13 protein-coding genes are annotated in these 20054 nt (G+C 70.3%); 7 read left to right on the top strand and 6 right to left on the bottom strand.

Annotation, left to right across the window (positions count from 1 at the left end):
- Nucleotides 1–19 precede the first annotated feature (19 nt).
- The gene (locus tag ACQG07_RS02180; protein WP_426737021.1) at nucleotides 20–1552 is read right to left on the bottom strand and encodes a DEAD/DEAH box helicase; all 1533 of its coding nucleotides are present in this window, start codon (nucleotides 1550–1552) and stop codon (nucleotides 20–22) included.
- Nucleotides 1553–1688: 136 nt separating this feature from the next.
- On the opposite strand from ACQG07_RS02180, the gene ACQG07_RS02175 reads away from it, so the two are divergent.
- Nucleotides 1689–2408, top strand: a complete 720-nt coding sequence (locus ACQG07_RS02175; RefSeq protein WP_079705551.1) for a ferritin-like fold-containing protein — start codon at nucleotides 1689–1691, stop codon at nucleotides 2406–2408.
- A gap of 75 nt (nucleotides 2409–2483) precedes the next feature.
- Here ACQG07_RS02175 and ACQG07_RS02170 read toward each other — a convergent pair whose 3' ends face one another.
- Nucleotides 2484–2783 carry a hypothetical protein gene (locus ACQG07_RS02170; RefSeq protein WP_079705552.1) on the bottom strand — a complete coding sequence of 100 codons (300 nt, stop codon included), beginning with the start codon at nucleotides 2781–2783 and terminating at the stop codon, nucleotides 2484–2486.
- A gap of 2 nt (nucleotides 2784–2785) precedes the next feature.
- A complete protein-coding gene (locus ACQG07_RS02165; protein ID WP_064296179.1) occupies nucleotides 2786–3010 on the bottom strand; it encodes a DUF3107 domain-containing protein in 225 nt (74 codons plus the stop codon).
- 141 nt (nucleotides 3011–3151) lie between these two features.
- On the opposite strand from ACQG07_RS02165, the gene ACQG07_RS02160 reads away from it, so the two are divergent.
- Both ACQG07_RS02160 and ACQG07_RS02155 read left to right on the top strand, forming a co-directional pair.
- Nucleotides 3152–6337 (top strand): PD-(D/E)XK nuclease family protein, encoded by a 3186-nt coding sequence (locus tag ACQG07_RS02160; RefSeq protein ID WP_426737020.1) that lies wholly within the window; start codon nucleotides 3152–3154, stop codon nucleotides 6335–6337.
- Nucleotides 6334–9609 (top strand): ATP-dependent DNA helicase, encoded by a 3276-nt coding sequence (locus ACQG07_RS02155; protein WP_426737019.1) that lies wholly within the window; start codon nucleotides 6334–6336, stop codon nucleotides 9607–9609. Before ACQG07_RS02160 ends, ACQG07_RS02155 begins: the two co-directional genes overlap by 4 nt.
- On the opposite strand, the gene ACQG07_RS02150 is transcribed toward ACQG07_RS02155, so the two are convergent.
- Nucleotides 9519–10778, bottom strand: coding sequence for a phosphotransferase (locus ACQG07_RS02150; protein WP_229938656.1), 1260 nt, complete (start codon nucleotides 10776–10778; stop codon nucleotides 9519–9521). The genes ACQG07_RS02155 and ACQG07_RS02150 overlap by 91 nt on opposite strands.
- A gap of 63 nt (nucleotides 10779–10841) precedes the next feature.
- Here ACQG07_RS02150 and nudC point away from each other — a divergent pair, with 63 nt between their 5' ends.
- Nucleotides 10842–11780, top strand: a complete 939-nt coding sequence (gene nudC, locus ACQG07_RS02145; RefSeq protein ID WP_079705555.1) for an NAD(+) diphosphatase — start codon at nucleotides 10842–10844, stop codon at nucleotides 11778–11780.
- A gap of 25 nt (nucleotides 11781–11805) precedes the next feature.
- On the top strand, nucleotides 11806–13539 hold the full coding sequence (locus ACQG07_RS02140) for an ATP-dependent helicase (protein ID WP_192005220.1): 1734 nt from the start codon (nucleotides 11806–11808) through the stop codon (nucleotides 13537–13539).
- Here ACQG07_RS02140 and ACQG07_RS02135 read toward each other — a convergent pair.
- Nucleotides 13427–14296, bottom strand: coding sequence for a TOMM precursor leader peptide-binding protein (locus ACQG07_RS02135; RefSeq protein WP_137241948.1), 870 nt, complete (start codon nucleotides 14294–14296; stop codon nucleotides 13427–13429). The genes ACQG07_RS02140 and ACQG07_RS02135 overlap by 113 nt on opposite strands.
- Before the next feature lie 87 nt (nucleotides 14297–14383).
- A complete protein-coding gene (locus tag ACQG07_RS02130; protein ID WP_082916189.1) occupies nucleotides 14384–15736 on the bottom strand; it encodes a zinc-dependent metalloprotease in 1353 nt (450 codons plus the stop codon).
- A 165-nt stretch (nucleotides 15737–15901) separates the two neighbouring features.
- On the opposite strand from ACQG07_RS02130, the gene ACQG07_RS02125 reads away from it, so the two are divergent.
- On the top strand, nucleotides 15902–17032 hold the full coding sequence (locus ACQG07_RS02125) for a YlbL family protein (RefSeq protein ID WP_426737018.1): 1131 nt from the start codon (nucleotides 15902–15904) through the stop codon (nucleotides 17030–17032).
- Between the two features lie 71 nt (nucleotides 17033–17103).
- The gene (locus ACQG07_RS02120; RefSeq protein WP_124769026.1) at nucleotides 17104–20028 is read left to right on the top strand and encodes a UPF0182 family protein; all 2925 of its coding nucleotides are present in this window, start codon (nucleotides 17104–17106) and stop codon (nucleotides 20026–20028) included.
- Nucleotides 20029–20054: the final 26 nt, after the last annotated feature.

Genomic DNA, 20054 nt, shown 5'->3' with positions numbered 1-20054 from the left:
GGCGTTCTGCGTGGCGGACCTACGCCGTGGGAGCCGGGGGAGCGGTGCGGCGCGTCCGGCTCCGACGGCGGGGAGCGCTGTTGCCGTCGCGGTGCTCCGGACCGTGGCCGTCGTGGGTGCCTGCTGCGGGCGCGCTGCGGTCGACGGTGTCGGTCGAGGCGGCGTCGTGCGTCCGCGAGTGGGCGCGGGTGCTCGGCTGGGACTCGAGCCGGGTGCTGGTCGGCTGCGTGCGGTCGCCTCCGCGTCCGCCGCGCTCACCACCGCGACCGCCGCTGGTCCGTGAACCGTCGCGTCCGCCTGCGCTCCGCGAACCCTCGCGCCGCGGGGCGGGCTCGACGGCCTTGGCGGGCTTCAGCCGGCCCTTCGTGCCCTCCGCGATCCCGAGGTCGGTGAACAGGTGCGGGCTCGAGGAGTAGGTCTCCGTCGGTTCCGGCTGACCGAACTCGAGGGCGCGGTTGATGAGCGCCCACTTGTGGAGGTCGTCCCAGTCGACGAACGTGACGGCGATACCCGTCTTCCCGGCGCGACCGGTACGGCCGACGCGGTGGAGGTATGTCTTCTCGTCCTCGGGGATCGTGTGGTTGATGACGTGGGTGACGTCGTCGACGTCGATGCCGCGGGCGGCGACGTCGGTGGCGATCAGGACGTCGCGCTTGCCGGCCTTGAACGACGCCATCGCCCGCTCGCGCTGCTCCTGGTTCAGGTCGCCGTGCACCGCCGCGGCGTTGAACCCGCGGTCGGTCAGTTCCTCGACGAGCTTCGCGGCGGCACGCTTGGTCCGCGTGAAGATCACGGTCTTGCCGCGACCCTCGGCCTGCAGGATGCGCGAGATCACCTCGTCCTTGTCGAGCGAGTGTGCGCGGTAGATGAGGTGCTTGATGTTGGCCTGCGTGAGCCCCTCGTCGGGGTCGCTCGCCCGGATGTGGATCGGCTTGCTCATGAAGCGGCGGGCCAGGGCCACGATCGGACCGGGCATGGTCGCCGAGAACAGCATCGTGTGACGCGCGGCGGGAGTCTTGGAGAAGAGTTTCTCGATGTCGGCGAGGAAGCCGAGGTCGAGCATCTTGTCGGCCTCGTCGAGCACCATCTCGGTGATGCCAGAGAGGTCGAGGAGGCGCTGGTTGTTGAGGTCGATGAGACGGCCGGGCGTGCCGACGACGATCTGGGCGCCGGCCTTCAGCTGCTCGATCTGCCCCTCGTAGGCCTTGCCGCCGTAGATGGAGACGAGCGTCGTCGACCGGTTCGAGATGAGGATCTCGATGTCCTCGGACACCTGGACGGCGAGCTCACGGGTCGGGACGACGACGAGGGTCTTGACGCCGGGAGCCGGGTCGAGGCCGAGGCGCTGGACGATCGGGATGCCGAACCCGAAGGTCTTGCCCGTGCCCGTCTTGGCCTGGCCGATGATGTCCTGGCCGGCGAGCCCGAGGGGGATCGTCTGCTCCTGGATGGGGAATGGTTCGATGATGCCCTTGGTCGTGAGGGCGTCGACGATGTCCTGGTCGACACCGAGATCAGAGAAAGTCACGGAGATACCTGTCAGTGCAGTCATGGTCTACACCTTCGATTGCACACAGGTGTAGGGCCCCGATCCGACGCCGGGGCACGGCTATTCTACCCGGGACGTCCCGAGAGGCCGCTGGGCGCGCGGAACACGGCGATCGGCGCGCTGCGGATAGGGTGGTCGCATGGCTCGTTGGTTTGCACGACGTCGGCGTCCCGGCACCCAGACGCCTCGTCTGCGCTCGCGGGAGGACGCCGTTCAGGCGACCCGCGTCGACCTCCACGAGCTCGCGCCCAGCACCGCGGACTACCTCGGTCAGGTGGCGCAGCTGCAGCTCGGGTTCTTCATGACCCTGTCGTTCGCGGTCGAGCACGCTCCAAACGACGCCGACCGGGAGACCGTCGCCGAGGCCGCTGCCACGGCGCTGCGCAAGCACCAGGCGCTACTCGCGTGGCTCCGCCGGACGAGCGACGACCCGGGCGCCGTGCTCGAACCCTATGCACGCACGCGGGACGAGTTCCAGGCGATCCTGCGCACCGGCACCTGGGACGAACTCCTGCTGGGCGTCCTCGTGGCGCGGGGCTTCCTCGACGAGTTCTTCGCGCAGCTCGCGCGCGGCCTGGACGGGGCGGACGCACGCGACCTGGCCGCGATCGTCGCCCCCGGTCCGGAGGAGGACCCGCTCGTCGGGATCCTGCACCGGGTGATCGCAACGCACCCCGAGCGCGCTTCGACGCTCGCGATGTGGGGCCGTCGGTTGCTCGGCGACACCATGCTCGTCGCCAGGTCCGCCCTCGTGACCGAGAGCAAGGCGCTGCCGGACGACGCCCGGGTCGAACCGGTCTATACGGAGCTCATCGCGAACCACACCAGACGGATGGACGCGCTCGGGCTCACGGCCTGACCGGTCGTCCCCTCCGACACGACGACGCCGCCGCTCCGGGTGGAGCGACGGCGTCGATCGATCGAGCGCCTCGGGTCAGGCGGCGACGCCCTGCTGCAAGCGGGTCAGCATCGCCTCGTCCGACGAGGTGCGGACGCGGACGAGAACGAGGTCGACCACCACACTCACGACGACGGACGCGCCGAAGGCGAGCACCCAGATCCAGCCGCCGTCCCACGCCATGCCTGCCCACGTCGCCGCGACCCAGACGACGGCGGCGACGAGCGTCGCGACCGCCGGGATGAGCGCGGCCCCGTGCTGGTCGCGGCCGGGCAAGAGGTAGCGGACGGCGAGACCGAGGATGGCACCGCCGAGCACGACGAAGAGGAGTTCCATGGTCAGCCGACGAATCCGATGCGGCGGGATTCCTCGGTTCCGAGCTCGACGTAGCCGATGCCCGCGGTCGGGATGAGGTAGCTGGTGCCCTTGTCGTCCTTGAGCGCGAGCAGCTTGGCGTCCGTCTCGAGCGCGGTCTTGACCGCCTGCTCGATCTCCGACGCCGGCTGCGAGGTCTCGAAGCCGATCTCGCGAGGGCTGTTGAGGATTCCGATGCGAATTTCCACCTTGAGTGCCTTTCGGTTGCGTAGGGCAAGACTACGGGAGTCGTGGTCCTCCGACCGGCGCGGGTCGGCTGCTGTCAGCGAACAGCGGAACGCCGGTCGGCCGTCGCGGCGATGTCGGGAGGCTCCGGTAACGTGCGGACCATGAAGGTTCCCGACGCCTCCGACGATCCGACGGGTGCGGTCCGTGACGCGGACCGCGCGCCCATCGGCAACCCGGCTGTCGGCACGGGCGTCCGGCTCGACGACTCGCAGGAGGCCGTGCTGCGGCTCGCGGACGACCGGTCCGCCGTCGTGCTCGGGGCTCCCGGCACGGGCAAGACCACGACGCTCATCGAAGCGGTCGCGGAACGCGTGCACTCGCGCGGTCTGCGCACCGACGAGGTGCTCGTCATCGCCTCCTCCCGGTCATCGGCGCAGGTCCTCCGCGACCGCCTCGAGGCACGGGTCGCGCGCGCCACACCCGGATCCCTGGCGCGCACCGCCATCTCCCTCGCGCTCGAGGTCATCGCGGGCTCCGGGGCGTTCGCCGGTTCAGGACGACCGCGGTTGCTGACGGGCGGCGAGCAGGACCAGACCATCGCCGAGCGACTCCTCGGCGACGAACAGGACGCGACCGGTCCGCTGTGGCCCGCGGAGCTCGGTCCCGAGGTCAGGCGCCTGCAGGGGTTCCGCACCGAGCTCCGGAACCTCATGGAACGCAGCGTCGAACACGACGTCGCGCCTGCCGAGCTGCGTCGGCTCGGTACGGAGCACGGGCGTCCGGAGTGGGTCGCGTCCGCGGGCTTCATCGAGGGGTTCCTCGCCGACGACTGGCGCGGACACCTCACGCCCGCGGCGGCCCTCGCCCGCGCCGTCCGGCTCCTCGACGAACAGGAACCGGGAACGGGCGTGCTCGGCAGCCTGCGGGTGGTCTTCGTGGACGACGCCCAGGAGGCGACCCACGGCGTCCTGCAGCTGTTCGCCGCGCTCGCCCGACACGGGGTCACGATCGTCGCGTTCGGCGACCCCGACCTCACGACGGGTGCCTTCCACGGTGCCCGAGCCGACGCCCTCGGGCGGTTCGCCGAGGTGCTCGGTCGCCCGGTGGACACGCTCGTCCTCGGGCAGGTCCACCGCGGGACACCGGACATCCGGGCGACGGTCCGCGGCGTCGCCGAGCGCATCGGCACGGCCGGTGCCGGACTCCACCGCACGGCCGCATCACCGGTCGATGACGCGGAGACGCCCGAACACTCCGTCGTCACCGTGGCGGCCGGTTCCCCGGCCGAGCAGATCGCGGTCATCGCGCCCTTCCTCCGCGAGCGCCACGTCCTCGACGGCGTCGCGTGGGCCGACATGGCGGTGGTCGTCCGCAGCGGCGGGCTGATCCCGGCGATCGAACGGGGCTTGTCCTCCCTCGAGGTGCCCACCCGGGCGAGCACGGGCGGAGCACCGCTGCGCGACCACCCGTTCGTCAGGTCGGTCCTCCTCGCCATGTCGGTGGCGCTCGGACGGACGCCGCTCGACGCCGAGGTCGTGACCGAACTCCTCCACAGTGCGCTCGGCGGACTGGACTCGATCGGGGTCAGGCGACTCCGGGCCGCGCTCCGCCACGCGGATCTCGCTGAGGGCCTCGACCGCAGCGCGGACCGCCTGCTGGAGGAGGCGTTCGCCGTCCCCGGTGCACTCATCGGACTCGAGACGCCCTCCGCCGCCCGCGCCCGCTCACTCGCCGACAGCCTTGCCGAGGCGAGCGCGCAGGCGGCGGCGGGCGCTTCGGCCGAGGAGCTCGTCTACGGCCTCTGGTCGCGGAGCAGGCTCGAGCGCCCCTGGGTCTCGCTGTCGAAGGGCAGCGGTCAGGCCGCCGAGGAGGCGAACCGCGACCTCGACGCGATCACCCAGCTGGCCGATGCGGCACGTACCTTCGTCGAGGCGGAGCCCGACACCCCGGCCTCCGTCTTCCTCGACCGCCTGCTCGAACAGACGGTCGGCGACGACTCCCTCGCGCCGACGGGCCGCCGGGAGGCGGTCACGATCGCGACGCCCGCCGCACTGGTCGGGACCGCGTTCGACACGGTCGTCGTCGCCGGCATGCAGGACGGCGTGTGGCCCAACCTGCGGGTCCGCGACTCACTGCTCGGCGCTTCGGAGCTCGTGGAGCTGCTGGAGGGCACGGCCACCGCGACGGCGGACGCACGACGCGCGGTCCTCCATGACGAGCTCCGACTCTTCGCCCAGGCGACCTCTCGTGCGCACCGGTCGCTCATGGTGGTCGCGGTCGTCGACGACGACCACCAGGCGAGCCCGTTCCTCACGCTGCTCCCAGAACCCGATCCGCACCGGGCATCCCTGTCACCCCTGTCGCTCCGGGGGCTCGTCGGCACCCTGCGTCGCTCGCTCACCCGCCGGATCCGCCCCGCGGACCCGGCCGAGCGTGCCGCGTCCGCCTCGGCCCTGGCCATCCTCGCGACAGCGGGAGTCCCCGGCGCTCCGACCGAGGAGTGGTACGGCGTGGCCGCACCGAGCTCGACGGCACCGCTGCACGACCCCGCCGTCGAGGAGCTGCCGGTCTCCCCGTCCCGCATGGAGGCCTTCGAGGAGTGCCCGCTGCACTGGGCGATCGCCCGACTGGGCGGCGGTGCCTCCGGGTTCGCCTCCGGTCTCGGCACGATCGTGCATGCCGCGCTCGAACACGCGGAGTCCTCCGACGAGGCCGCGCTCTGGGCGGCGGTGGAGGACCGCTGGGACGAACTCCACTTCGAAGCGGACTGGGAGGGCGCGGCGACGAAACGGCGTGCGGCGGAACTCGTCCATCGGCTGTCCGCGTACCTCCACGACGCGGAGCGCGCAGGAGTCACCTCGATCGGCAACGAGAGCCGGTTCAGCCTCCGCATCCCCATCGGTGAATTGGGCGGCGCGGCCGTGCTCGGCGGCTCGATCGACCGCGTCGAACTCGTGCCCGACGCCGACGGGACTCGACGCGTCGTGATCGCCGACCTCAAGACCGGCGGCTCGGCGCCCAGACAGGACCGGGAGGTCGCCGAAATGGCGCAGCTCGGTGCCTACCAGCTCGCGCTGGCGTCCGGTGCGATCACCGGTACGGAGGGGCTGCTGAGCGGTGGCGCGAAGCTCATCGTCGTGTCGGCCGGCACGAAGCGCAAGGAGTACTACGACCCGGCCCAGCCCGCCTTCGACGACGAAGCCCTCGAGCGCTTCCGCGAGCGTGTTCTGGCGGACGCGGTCGGCATGGCGGGCGCGGTGTTCGAGGCCCGTGTCGGGACCCACTGCCACGACCCGTTCGCGTTCGGCGAGTGCGCCATCCACGTCATCCCGGCGGTGAGCTCGTGAGCACGGAGGAGACCTACTCGGCCGAGATGCTCGCCGGCCTGCTCGGCCTCCCACAACCGACGACGCAGCAGGTCGAGGTCATCGAGGCCCCCATGGCGCCCGTGCTCGTCGTCGCCGGTGCCGGGAGCGGGAAGACCGAGACCATGGCGTCACGCGTCGTGTGGCTGCTCGCCAACCGGCACGTGAGCGTCGACGGGATCCTGGGGCTCACCTTCACCAGGAAGGCCGCGGGCGAGCTGGCGGCGCGGATTGGCAAGCGGATCGCGGCCCTGCAGGACATCGGGATCCTGGATCCCGCGGCCGACGCGCTCTTCGACCGTCCCGAGGTGTCCACCTACAACGCCTATGCGAACGCCCTGTTCCGCGACAACGCCCTCCTGGTGGGCCGTGAGCCCGAGTCCGTGCTGCTGTCGGAGGCGTCCGCCTGGCGACTCGCGAGGCGCGTCGTGGTCCGGCACGGAGACGAACGGCTCGCGACCCTCGGTAAGTCCGTCGACCAGGTGGCCGAGCTCGTCCTCTCGCTGAGCCATGAGCTCGCCGAGATCGACGGCACCATCGAGGAGCTGCTCGGCTTCGTGGAACGGTTCGTCGGCATCGGCGAGCTCCCCGACGGTGGTCGCGGTGCCTACGCGCAGATCGACCAGGCCGTCGAGGTCGTGGGTGCCCTGCCGGTCCTGCTCGACCTCGCGCACCGGTACGCCGACGAGAAGCGCCGGCAGGGACTCGTGGAGTTCTCCGACCAGGTCGCCCTCGCCCTCGCCGCCTGCGAACGTTCACCGAAGGTCGCCGCCGTCGCACGTGATCGCGCGGGCGTCGTCCTGCTCGACGAGTACCAGGACACCTCGGTCGTGCAGACCAGACTGCTGTCGACCCTGTTCGCCGACCACCCCGTCATGGCGGTCGGCGACCCGCACCAGTCCATCTACGGCTGGCGCGGCGCGAGCGCGGCGAACCTCGCGCGGTTCTCCCGCGACTTCGGTCGGGAGGTCGCCGCCACCCAGTTCAACTTGTCCACGAGTTGGCGGAACGACCGCACGGTCCTCGAAGCCGCGAACGTCCTCGTCCGCCCGTTGCAGCAGCAGGCGCAGACGGCGGGGAAGCTGCGAGTCCTCGACCTCGAGCCGAAGCCCGGCGCCGGGGCCGGCTCCCTCGCCGTCGAGTTCCCCGAGACCGGTGCCGAGGAGATCCGGGTGGTCGCCGAGTGGTGCGCAGACCGCTTGCTCGCCGAACGCGGGGGAGATCCGGCCGGTTCGGCCGCGATCCTGTTCCGGGCGCGTCGACCGATGCAGGAGTTCGCCGACGGCCTCGCGGCGCTCGGCGTCCCCCACCACATCCTCGGCCTCGGCGGTCTGCTCTCCTCGCCGGAGATCGTCGACGTGACGGCGGCACTGCGGGTCATCCACGATCCCGGTGCCGGGTCCTCGCTCATCAGACTCTTGAGCGGGCCTCGCTGGCGGATCGGCGTCCACGACCTCGGACACCTCGTGGAGGTGGCCCGGTACCTGCAGGCCATCGACTGGAAGACGAAGCGGTACGACGCCGAACTGGCCGCCCGGCTCCGTGAGTCGGTCGCCGACGACGACGGGCGGTCGATCATCGACGCGCTCGACTTCATCGCCGCGGACCGCGTGCCGGCGGGCCTCGCCGCAGGCTTCACCGACGAGGCGCGTTCGCGTCTCCGGGAGGCCGGACTGGTGTTCGCCTCCCTGCGGCGTCGTGCGGGCAGCGGCCTCCCCGATCTCGTCAGAGCGGTCGAGCGCGAGTTGCGGCTCGACATCGAGGTCGTCGCGAACGAGTCGACCGGCTCCGCGGCGCGCGCTCCGGCCAGACTGCAGGCCTTCCACGACGAGGTGATCTCGTTCATCCAGGCGGAGGAGCAGGTGACGCTCGGCAGCCTGCTGGCGTGGATCGACCGCTCGCTCGCCCGAGACGACCTCGGACCGGCGAGCGACGCACCCGACCAGGGTGCGGTCCAACTGCTCACCATCCACGGTTCGAAGGGCCTCGAGTGGGATCATGTCGCGATCCCGCGGCTCGTGGTCGACGAACTGCCAGCCAAACCGAAGGACGGCAAAGGTTGGGTGCGTCTCGGGACGCTGCCGTACGACTTCCGAGGCGACGCGGCGGAGCTGCCGGAGTTCGCCTGGCGGACGGCCGAGACGCGGAAGGAGGTCGTCGACGCTCAGCTCGCCTTCTCGGAGGCGCTCGGCGAACGCGCGCTCGACGAGGAACGCCGGCTCGCGTATGTGGCGGTGACCCGCGCCAAGCACGACCTCCTGCTCACCGGCTCGTTCTGGTCGGGCGATCGCAAGCGGCCCCGTGCTGCGAGCACCTACCTCCTGGAGCTGGCCGCGGCGGGCGTCATCGCACCGCTCCCCGCAGCCTCCGCCTTCGAGGAGAACCCGGTCGACTCCGGTGCTGCGGTCCTCGACTGGCCACTCGATCCGCTCGGCGCGCGTCGGAGTGTCGTCGAGCGGGCGGCGGCCGAGGTCGACCAGCGGCGCGGACGGCCCGAGGCCGAGCTGCTGGCGACCCTCGGTCCCCTTGAGAACGAGCTGACGCTGCTCCTCGAGGAACGACGCCGTGCCGCGACGACGACCGCGCGCGGTGAACTCCCCGTGCGCATCCCCGCGTCCAAGTTCAAGGAGTTCGTCACGGAACCGGAGGCCGCACTCGAACGTCTGCGTCGCCCCGTCCCGCAGCGGCCCTACCGGCAGACCCGTCTCGGCACCCGGTTCCATTCGTGGGTCGAGGCGCACTACGGACGCTTCGGATTGCAGGAGCTGGTCGACGCGCCCCCCGAGGAGCTCGACGTCGAACGCCCGGGGCCGGACGCGTCGGAGGGGATCGGGTTCGACGAGCTCACCGAGCGGTTCCTCGCCTCGGAATGGGCGGCCGTCCGACCGATCGAGGTCGAGACCGAGATCCACGTGCCGCTCGGCGACACCGGACGGGTGGTGGTCTGCAAGCTCGACGCCGTGTTCGAGCGCGGGGACCGGTTCGAGATCGTCGACTGGAAGACCGGCGCGGTACCCACGACGCCGGAGGACGTGCGGAACGCCTCGTTCCAGCTCGCGCTCTACCGTCTGGCGTACGCGCACCACCGGGAGGTCGACCCCGAGCGCATCGACGCCGTGCTCTACTACGTGAGCCACGACGTGCAGCTCCGGCCGGAACGCCTCTACTCGGAGGAGGAGCTCCTGTCGGAGTGGGAGCGGTCCTTCGGGGAGGCCGCCGAGTCCCAGAGCTCGAACGACGAGGTGTCGATCTGATCCGTGGCGTTCGCGTCCGCGTCGGTTCCGGCGTGGTCGCGATCGTCGTCGGCCTCACCGTCGTCGGTGTCGTCATCGTCCGAGCCGCCGGGATCGCGGCCGAGGGCGCGCTCGAGCTCTGACCGGTCATAGGTGTCGGTCTGCATGGCGATGCCGGGGGAGGACGAGCCGATCGGTGTGCGGTCGAGCATGTCTTCGACCTCGTCGACGTCGAGGACGGGTCCGGTCGAGGTGCCGAGGGGATCCGTCACGTCGCCGAGCACGCGGTCGACGAGTCCGTCGAGCATTGCGACGGCGTCCTCGACGATGGTCTCGTCGTGGCTGTCGCGACCGTGCAGGAGCCAGCGGGCGATCTCGAGTTCCGCGTAGAGGCGGGCGCGGAGCGTGACGAAGCGGTCGGGTCCGCGGGAGCACGAGGCCGCGTAGGCGGACAAGGCCTGCTCGCCGGTCGCGCCGAGCGTCGCGATCCAGTGGAGGTCGAGGGCCGGGTCGCCGACGCGCAGCGAGCCCCACTCGATGACGCCGTTGACGAGTCCATGTCCGTCCTGACGGATGACGAGCACGCGGTCGGCGGCGAGGGATCCGTGGATGACGGTGGGCTGGAACTGCCAGAGCGAGTGGTCCTCGACGGCCGCCTGCCAGCGCTCGCGGACGGCGGTCGGGAGGAGCCTCGTCTCGGCGGCGCGGGACACGATGCGGTGCGCGTCCGCCCGGATGAGCTCGGTGGACAGCAGCGGGAGGCCCGCTTCCGCGATGAAGGCCGTCGGGAGGGAGTGGATCGCGGCGACCGCGGCACCGAGCGAGTCGGAGAGGACCTCGTCGCGGCCGAGCGCGGTCGGGTCGAGGTGACTGCCGGCCACGAAGTCGAGCACCACGGCGCGAGTGCCGTCGACGGGCAGTTGGCCCACGACGGTCGGGGCGTCGAAGGGCAACCTGCTGCGGATACCGGGCGTGAGTGCGCGAAGGGCGATGAGGTCCGCGGACTGCTCCGTCTCGGCCTGCTGTGAGGTCGGGATGCGCACGATGAGCTCGCGTCCGTCGGCCGTCACGAGACGGGCCGCGTCGTAGTTCCCCTCGCCGCCGGCGGTGTGCGCGCCGGACCCGCGGACCTGGAGGTCGGCGACGGCCGAGGTGGCCAACGCGGCTAGAGTGAGATGGGATCTGGCCATGACATCCAGGGTACGGGGCCGTCCCGGTGAGCCGCGCTCGCCACGCCCTCAGAGAGGTTGTCCATGACGATTCAGGTTCGCGCACTCGCCGGTCTACCGCTTGCGAGAGGCGGACTCGACCGTCACGGCGAGCTCCGTTCACGACCGGACGTGCTCGACGGACTGCGGGTCGATCCGAACGCCCGAGCCGTCGTCCTCCGCGGCCGGCGCGCACTCGTGACCGGCGACGCGCTCGACCTCCTGGATCCCTCGGACCTGCCCGAGCCGGAGCTCATGGTCTACCTCGGAAGCACCGTCGAGGACACCCCGGAAACCCCACCGGGCACCGACATCCTGCTGTGGGTCCTCGCCGACGCCGATGCCGACGCGATCACCGAGGATGAGGACCGCTGGTTCGACCTCCGCCGGAGCGGACACCGGCTGTCCGACCGCGACGTCGGGATCCTGGCGACGTCGCTGGCGATCGCCGGCTGGCACCGAGCCGAGCCGTTCTGTGCGCACTGCGGCTCGCCGACCACCGTCCGCAACGCCGGTTGGGCACGGCACTGCCCGGTCGACGGCAACGAACTCTTCCCGCGTATGGATCCCGCGGTCATCGTCGCGGTCGTCGATCCTCAGGGACGGATATTGCTCGGGTCGAACGCGATGTGGGAGCACAACCGGTATTCACTGCTGGCCGGCTACGTCGATGCCGGCGAGTCTCTCGAGCAAGCCGTCGCCCGCGAGATCTTCGAGGAGTCGGGGATGCGTCTCGGCACTCCCGTCTACCTCGGTTCGCAGCCGTGGCCGTTCCCGCGCTCGCTCATGCTCGGCTTCGTCGCCCCGCTCGCGGAGGATCAGGATCCGGAGGCGCTCGTCCCGGACGGCCAGGAGATCCTCGACCTCCGGTGGTTCACGCGGGAGGAACTCGAGGACCCGGCCACCGACGTCATCCTCCCCGGACCGTCGTCGATCGCACGAGCCGTGATCGACGAGTGGCTTCGCGGATCCTGGTCTCGATGAGGCGCGGCACCACCGAGGGGCCCCGATGAGCAGTCCGGCCGAACTGCTGGCCGGACTCGACCCCGACCAGGCCGTCGCAGCGGAGGCGCTCCGCGGACCCGTGTGCATGCTCGCCGGCGCAGGCACCGGCAAGACCCGCGCGATCACCCATCGCATCGCCTACGGGGTCGCGACCGGGACCTACACGGCGTCGCGCGTCATGGCGCTCACCTTCACCAGCCGCGCCGCTGCTGAACTGCGTGGTCGGCTCCGGGCGCTCGGAGCCGAGGGCGTCTCGGCCAGGACCTTCCACGCCTCCGCGCTCTCGCAGCTGAACTTCTTCTGGCCCCAGGTCGTCGGCGGTCAGGTGCCCGCGCTCGTCGAGAGCAAGGGCCGGGTGCTCGGGCACGCAGCCGAACGGCTCCGGTTGCGGGTCGACACCGCGACCCTGCGCGACGTGGCGGGCGAGATCGAATGGCGCAAGGTGTCCGGCCTGACCCTCGAGCAGTATGCGGCGTCGAACCGGCCGCTGCCGGCCAAGCTGTCCCTCGAGCAGGTCGTCTCGCTCCAGGAGACCTACGAGCAGTTGAAGGACGAGCGCCGACGCATCGACTTCGAGGACGTCCTGCTCGCCTGCGCCGGCATGATAGAGACCGAGCCCGCCGTCGCCATGCAGGTGCACGAGCAGTACCGCTTCTTCGTCGTGGACGAGTACCAGGACGTCTCGCCGCTGCAGCACCGACTCCTCGAACTCTGGCTGGGCGGTCGACGGGACGTGTGCGTCGTCGGCGACGCGAGCCAGACCATCTACTCCTTCGCCGGTGCCCGTTCCGACTACCTGCTCGACTTCCCGACCAGGTACCACGACGCCACGGTCGTCCGGCTCGAGCGCAACTACCGCTCCGCCCCGCCGGTCGTGGCCGCGGCGAACACGCTCATGCGGGGGCGCCCGGGGGCGTTGCACCTCTCAGCGGCCACCGCACGCGATGACGAGGGCACCCAGACCGCACGCCCTGAGACGCCGGCGGTCGGCCTGCGGCAGTACCCGAACGAGCTGTCCGAGGCGAGAGGCGTCGCCTCGGAGATCCTCGTGCAGCTGCAGGCGGGCGTCCCGGCCTCGGAGATCGCCGTGCTCTACCGGATCAACGTCCAGGCGGCGGCGTTGGAGACGGCCCTCGGCGAAGCCGGCATCCCCTATGTCATGCACGGCTCCAAGCGCTTCTTCGAGCTGCCCGAGGTACGGCAGGCCCTGCTCCAGCTCCGCGCTGCCTCCGTCTCGATCAGCGGTGAGCCCCTGTTCAAGTCCGTGAGCGACGTGCTCCGGTCGCTCGGCTGGAGCCAGGACCCGCCCGACGGCGGCGGCGCGGTGCGCGACCGCTGGGAGTCGCTCAACGCGATCATGGGGCTCGTCGACCAGGCGCCGGAGGGGACCTCGTTCCGCGCCTTCACGGATGAGCTGCAACTGCGGCAGGCCGCGCAGCACGAGCCGACGGTCGAGGCGGTCACGCTGGCGACCCTGCACTCGGCGAAGGGCCTCGAGTGGGAGGCCGTGCACCTCATCGGGCTCTCCGAGGGCTATCTGCCGATCTCCTACGCGAAACAGTTCGAGCAGGCGGACGAGGAACGGAGGCTCCTCTACGTCGGCATCACGCGCGCCAAGCGGCTGCTCAACCTGTCCTGGTCCGAGACGCAGCAACGCGGTGGTCGTCGCGAGCCGTCGCGATTCCTGGCAGAGCTCGGCATGCGCACCTCGAGTGCTCCCGGACGACGCGGCGCCTGACCCCACCGGTCGCGGCGTCGACCACCAGCTGGGTGCTCGCGAGGATGGGCTGGGACGCGTCGAGGTGTCGGAGCACCAGACGGGTCACGCGGGTCGCGACCTCCGCACCGAGGAGCTGGGTGTCGAGTGGCGAGCGGTGCCCGAGAAGCTGGGAGGCGACGGCCGGCCAGGCCGGATCGTCGTCGGTGCGGTGCAGCTCGACGCAGTGCAGGCACGGCCCTGAGCCGGGTGTCACGAACGGCCCGATCCGGACGACACGATCGCTGAACACGACCGGCAGGTGCGGGACGTCGTCGCGCAGCCACCGCGTGTACCGACTCGGCGGGATGACGAAGTCGGCGACGAGGACGGCGACGTCGACCCGGCCAGGGTGCGACCCGGCTCCGGTCGACCCGGACTCCGGTGGCAGGAGTGCGACCGCCTCCTGCTCGGAGAGGAGGCGTCGGAGGAGCTCGGCCGCCAGGCTCGCGCCGTCCACGACGACCCGGTGCGTCACGGCGGGGCCGGAGGTGGGGCCGCCGTGCTCGATCACCGGGTCGAGCGTCGAGAGGACGCGATCGATCTCGTGGGCTGGGATGTCGAAGGCGTCCGCGAGTCGTCGTTCGACCAGAGCCGGGAAGCCGGCACGCAGTGCCGCGACGACCTGCTCGGTCTCGGTCCGGACGCTGTCGAGCACGACCGCTTCATCGACTCCCACCTGCAGGCTGTGCGGGGTTCGCCAGAGCAGCGGTCTCCTGGGATCGAGGCGCGTCGTCATCCATCGATGATGGCGGGTCGACGACCGGTCGCGTCGGCACTCTCCACAGCCCGCCCGGAAGGACGAGCTGTGGAGCGTCGCCGTGGATCAGACCGGGGGGCCGCCGGCACCGTTCGGGCCGGAGGGCTCCGAACCGGGCTCGTCGTCGTGCTGGTCGCCGCGTTCCTCGCCACGGAGGAGGTCTTCGAGCGCGAGATCCATCTCGTCCTGCTCGGGACGCTCACCCCTGGCCTCAGCTTCGAGGCGCGCGATGAGCGCCTCCGGGGCGTCGATGTCGGCTGCGGTCGGCACGAGGTCGGGGTGCGACCACAGGGCGTCGCGCTGCGCGGTACCGACGGCGTCGGTGACCTGCTGCCACATCTGCGCAGCCTCGCGCAGCCGGCGGGGTCGCAGCTCGAGTCCCACGAGCGCGCCCAAGGCCTGTTCGGCCGGCCCACCGGCGGCGCGGCGTCGGCGGACGGTCTCCGCGATGGCCGCGGAGCGGGGGAGACGCTCGGTGGCTGCCGCTGTGACCACGTCGACCCAGCCCTCGATGAGGGCGAGCGTCGTCTCGAGTCGGGCGAGGCTCGCGTCCTGCGCCTCGGTTCGGGCGGGGATGAGCGCACCGCTCGTCATGGCCTCCCGGAGTTCCTCCGGGTTCGACGGGTCGAAGCTCTCGGCGAGCTCCTCGAGTCGCTCGGTGTCGATCCGGATGCCGCGTGCGAAGTCGGTGATCGAGGAGATGAGGTGCAGGCGGAGCCAGCGGGCGTGGCGGAAGAGTCGTGCGTGCGCGAGTTCACGGACCGCGAGGTAGATCTGGACCTGATCCGCCGGGATGTCGAGACCCTCGCCGAAGTCGGCGACGTTCTGGGGCACCAGGGCGGCCTCGTTGTCGTCGAGCAGTGGGATGCCGATGTCGCCGCCGGAGACGACCTCCTTGGAGAGCTGACCGACGACCTGTCCGAGCTGCATCGCGAAGAGCGTGCCGCCGATGCCGCGGACGAGCTGTCCGGCGTTCGCGATCATGCTCGACAGCTCCTCGGGCGCGCGTTCCGTGAGCACGCCGGTCAGGGCGTTCGCGATGTTCGTGGCCACCGGCTCGGCGAGCTGCGTCCAGAACGGCATCGTCTTCGTGGCCCAGCGCGTCCTCGTGTACAGGGCCGGTTCGCTCGACAGCTCGGCCACGTCGGTGACGTCGGCGAGCCACAGGGAGGCGATGTGGAACGCCTGCTCGAACGCCGCACGCTGCTCGGGCGTCGTGTCCTGGGAGCCGTCTCCGGCGATGGTCTTCGCCTGCTGGAGCGAGGTGTCCCAGTTGATGCCGTCGCCACCGGAGCGGAGTGCGCCCTGGAGCTGCGACATGAGCGCGGCGAGACTGGCCGGATCGCTGGGAAGGCCGGCGGCGCCGGCGAGCTGGCTCGGGTCGAACGAACCGTTGCCGGAGAGGAGCTCGCGGAGCATGTCGCGGAACTCGTCCTCCGGACTCTTGTCGGAATCCTCTGGCACGTCAGCCGCCTCTCAGATAGCTCGGTGCTGGGCCTTCTACGCTAGTCGCACCTCGCTGAAGAATCGCCGGGGTATGGTTGGTCGGGTTTCCGCCCACCGCGAACACTCCGGAAGGCTTGCATGTCGCTCTTCGCCGATGAGGCTCCCACCGCTTCGGCGCCGACCGGTCAGGGTCGCAATCGTCGCGCTCGGTTCGGTTGGATCGTGCTCAGCCTCTCGCTCGTCCTCCTCGGCGTGCTGTCGGCGGTTCCCGCGCCGTACGTCATCGAACAGCCGGGTCCCGTGTTCAACGTGCTGGGTACGACCGAGGGTGACGACGGCGACGTCCCGCTCATCGAGGTCCACGACGAGCAGACCTACGACACCGGCGGCACGCTCGACATGTTGACGGTCCAGCTGGTCGGGAATCCGCAACGGAGCCCGGGCTGGCTCGACATCGTCTCGGCCTGGTTCGACCCGAGCCGCGCCGTCGTGCCGATGGACCTCTACTTCCCGCCCGGCGTCACGACCGAGCAGCGCGACGAGCAGAACGCGACCCTCATGGTCGACTCGCAGCAGGACTCGGTCGCGGCGGCGTTGCGCGAGCTCGGGTACGAGGTTCCCGAGCACATCGTGGTGGCACAGATCGCGGAGGGTGCGCCCGCGCAGGGGGTGCTCCGGCTCGACGACGAGATCGTCGCGGTCGACGGCACGCCGGTGACCGGCCTGGCCGGCCTGCGGGACGCGATCAACGCCAACGGTACGGACAAACCGGTCTCGCTCGACATCGTGCGTGGGGGAGCGGCGAGCACCGTCGAGATCACGCCGACGACCGCGACCGCGTCCGACGGGACGACCTCGACCGTGATCGGCATCGGTACCAAGACCACCTACGACCTCCCCGTCGACATCACCATCCAGCTCGACAACGTCGGCGGCCCGAGCGCCGGCATGATGTTCGCACTCGGCATGATCGACCTGCTCACCCCGGGCGAGCTCAACGGCGGGAAGGACGTCGCCGGTACCGGGACGATCGACGCCGACGGGAACGTCGGCGCGATCGGAGGCATCCGGCAGAAGCTGTTCGGTGCGAAGGACGCCGGGGCCGAGTGGTTCCTGGCGCCGGAGAGCAACTGCGACGAGGTCGCCGGACACGTCCCGGACGGCTTGACGGTCTTCGCGGTGAAGACCCTCGACGATTCGCTCACAGCGCTCAAGGCCATCGCGGACGGCGCCGACACGAGCAAGCTGCCCACCTGCTCGGCCGGTTGACCACTTCGGGCGCTCTCCCAGCCCGGCCGCTTTAGGATGGGTGGGACGACCCCTATCTGAAGAGGCCACACGTGACATCCGCAGCAGCAGAGAAGCCCCTGTCCACTCAGCGCCGACGCGCCCCGATCGCGATCACGGTGGCGATCATCGCCGCGCTCCTCATCGGGTTCTTCGTGTTCTCGGGGTTCTACGCCGATCTGCTGTGGTTCCAACAGCTCGGCTTCACCGAGGTCCTGACCACGCAGTGGATCGCGGCGATCGCCATGTTCCTCGTCGGGTTCGTGGGGATGGCCCTGCCCGTCTGGCTGGCCATCGAGATCGCCTACCGGACCCGTCCGGTCTACGCGAAGCTCAGCTCGCAGGTCGACCGCTACCAGCAGGTGGTCGAGCCGCTCCGCCGACTCGCGACCTACGGCATCCCGGCGCTCTTCGGGCTCTTCGGCGGTGTCGCCGCAGCTTCGCGCTGGCAGCTGGTGCTGCTGTGGATGAACGGCACCCCGTCCGGCACCAAGGACCCGCAGTTCAACCTCGACGTGTCGTTCTACCTCTTCGACCTGCCGTTCTTCCAGGCCGTGGTCGCCTTCTCCTCGGCGGTCGTCCTGATCGCCCTCATCGCAACCGCCGTCGTCACCTACCTCTACGGAGGCATCCGGGTGGTCAGCCGTGAGGTCTGGATCTCCATGGCGGCCCGCGTGCAGATCTCGGTGCTCGCCGCGCTGTACCTGATCCTGCAGGCCGTCAGCCTCTGGCTCGACCAGTACACGACGCTGAACGACACGGGCACGCTCATCACCGGTGCCTCGTACACCGATGTCGCCGCGACCATCCCCGGTCGGGTCATCCTCGCCGGGATCGCGCTCATGGTCGCCGTCCTGTTCGTCGTCACCGCGTTCACCGGCCGCTGGCGTCTGCCGCTCGTCGGTACCGCGCTGCTCATCGTCGCGTCCCTCATCGTCGGCAGCCTCTACCCGTGGATCGTCCAGCGTTTCCAGGTGGAGCCGAACGCGAAGAGCCTCGAGACGCCGTACATCAAGCGGAACATCGACATGACCCGCGACGCCTACGGGATCGCCGACGTCGAGGAGGAGGAGTACGCGGCCACCACCGACGCGACCCCCGGAGCGCTCCGTCAGGACGCCGAGACCACGGCGAACATCCGGATCATCGACCCGTCGCTCGTGAGCGCCTCGGTCGCGCAGCTCGAGCAGTTCAAGCAGTTCTACTCCTTCGACAAGCAGCTCGACGTCGACCGCTACAACATCGACGGCAAGACCCAGGACGCCGTCGTCGCGGTCCGCGAGCTGAACGTCGCCGGCCTCGACAACTCGCAGTCGTGGATCAACAACACCGTCGTGTACACCCACGGGTACGGTCTGGTCGCCGCGTACGGCAACCAGCGCTCGGCCTCCGGTGAGCCGGTCTTCCTCGAGTCGGGCATCCCCACCACCGGCGCGCTCGGCGACTTCGAACCGCGCGTGTACTTCGGTGAGCAGTCGCCGGACTACTCCATCGTCGGCGCTCCCAAGGGCGCGGACCCGGTGGAGCTCGACTACCCGTCGGGCACCCAGGGTGAGTCGCAGACCTACACGACCTTCGACGGTGATGGCGGGCCCAAGCTCGACAACGTCTTCAAGAAGCTCGTCTACGCGCTCAAGTTCCAGTCGGAGCAGATCTTCCTCTCCGACTCCGTGAACAGCCAGTCGCAGATCCTCTACGACCGCGACCCGCTCACCCGGGTCCAGAAGGTCGCTCCCTACCTGACGCTCGACTCCGACCCCTACCCGTCCGTGGTGGACGGTCAGATCGTCTGGATCGTCGACGGCTACACGACGAGCGCCAGCTACCCCTACTCGAAGACCGTGAGCCTGTCCGACACGATCTCCGACTCGGTCACGCCGGCGCAGAACTACGCGCTCGACGACGTCAACTACATCCGGAACTCGGTGAAGGCGACCGTCAACGCGTACGACGGCAAGGTGACGCTCTACAGCTGGGACGACCAGGATCCGATCCTCAAGACCTGGCAGAAGGTGTTCCCATCGACGGTCAAGCCGATGTCGGACATGTCCGGCGATCTCATGAGCCACGTCCGGTATCCGGCCGACCTCTTCAAGGTCCAGCGTTCGGTGCTCGGCCAGTACCACGTCACCAACGCCGGTTCGTTCTACTCGAGCGAGGACGCGTGGGTCACCCCCAACGACCCGCAGTCGACCGACACCGAGAAGAAGTACCAGCCGCCGTACTACCTGACGATGCAGCTGCCCGAGCAGGACGCGCCGTCCTTCTCCCTGTACTCCACGTTCATCCCGCGTCAGGGCGGTGAGCAGTCGCGGAACGTGCTGACGGGCTACCTCGCGGTCGATGCGAACGCCGGCGCCGAGGACGGCAAGCGGAGCTCCGACTACGGCAAGATCAGGCTGTTGACCCTGCCGAAGGACGACACCGTACCGGGCCCCGGCCAGGTGCAGAACACCTTCGACTCCGATCCGAGCGTGTCGAGCCAGATCAACATCCTGAAGCAGGGTCAGACCGAGGTGCTGAACGGCAACCTGCTGACCGTGCCGGTCGGTGGCGGTCTGCTCTACGTGCAGCCGGTCTACGTGAAGTCCACCGGCGACACGAGCTTCCCGCTCCTGCAGAAGGTGCTCGTCGCCTTCGGCGACCAGATCGCCTTCGAAGACACGCTGGACGAGGCGCTCGACGTCCTGTTCGGCGGCGACTCGGGTGCGGATGCGGGTGACACGAACGTCCCGGGCGACAGCACGACGCCCCCGACGGACGGCACGGACACCGGCGGCGGAACCGACACGGGCTCGACCCCGAGCACGGGTGACCCGACGGTGGACGCGCAGATCAAGACGCTGCTCGACCAGGCGAAGGCCGCGATGGTCGAGAAGGACGCGGCCATGGCGAGCGGTGACTGGGCTGCCTACGGGGTGGCGGACAAGAAGATCTCCGACGCGCTGGCGCAGGCGCTGGCACTGCTGAACGGCTGATTCCGAGCCTGCAATCCGAACGGCGT

The sequence above is a fragment of the Plantibacter sp. 2H11-2 genome (genome assembly GCF_050031945.1).
GTDB lineage: Bacteria > Actinomycetota > Actinomycetes > Actinomycetales > Microbacteriaceae > Plantibacter > Plantibacter auratus.
The sequence above is the reverse complement of the archived record's forward strand: the minus strand, read 5'-3'. Positions and strand labels throughout refer to the sequence as shown.